At 40.7% G+C, this 818-nt stretch carries 1 protein-coding gene; it reads left to right on the top strand.

All coding sequences use genetic code 11. The features are described from left to right. Positions 1 to 699, top strand: a 699-nt coding sequence (locus X939_RS0121880; protein ID WP_025765397.1) for a T9SS type A sorting domain-containing protein, incomplete at its 5' end; no start/stop codon positions are given. Positions 700 to 818: the final 119 nt, after the last annotated feature.

Raw genomic sequence — 818 nt, 5'->3', positions numbered from 1 at the left:
TATGTAGATACTGATGGGTTTATAACTAATTATCAGGGAGCTGGCTCCTGGACTACAGGGAGTCCTGAGTACGTAAGTGCAGGTACTCATACCTCTACGGTAAATGGTCCGTTAATTCCGGTATCTGGAGCTTCCGATGCCAGTTATTTTAGTAAATCGAGCGATCCTGAAACCCCCTTACCTGTAACTCTGGTAAGTTTTAAAGGATCGTCCGAAGGCTGTACGTCTCAACTTTTCTGGAAGAGTGCCATCGAAATGAATTTCTCAAGGTTTGAAATTGAAAGAAGCACCGACGGAGTGGACTTTAAAGCGCTGGGAACCGTATTGGCAAAGGGTGATAATAGTAGCTATCATTATTCAGATGAGCATCCTGTTGCCAGGATGAACTATTACCGATTAAAAATGGTCGATCATGATGGCTCTTGGGCATACAGTAAAATTGTAAATATTTCGTCCACTTGCCAGGAGAATCTGATTACGGTTTATCCTAATCCTACAGTAGGACGTGTAACGATTGATAAGATTCAGAAAGGAGCCCAAATAAATGTGATAAATATGGCCGGAAGCATAATCAGCAGTAAAACAGCGGAAGGAACTAGTACAACGATTGATCTGTCTCCCTATCCTAGTGCTAATTATTTGATACAAATAATAGATAGTAATGGAGTGATTACCAGCCAACGCATAAATAAAAATTAAGCTGGATACGGTAATTGTTTTCTAATTTAACGACTCAGTGAGGCCCAACTTTGGCAATTCACTGAGTCGTTTTTAATTATACTGTTTCTCAAACCATTTGGGGTTGAACAGTGTGGGGG

This window comes from Dyadobacter tibetensis Y620-1, assembly GCF_000566685.1.
In the GTDB taxonomy this organism is placed as follows: domain Bacteria; phylum Bacteroidota; class Bacteroidia; order Cytophagales; family Spirosomataceae; genus Dyadobacter; species Dyadobacter tibetensis.
The sequence above is the reverse complement of the archived record's forward strand: the minus strand, read 5'-3'. Positions and strand labels throughout refer to the sequence as shown.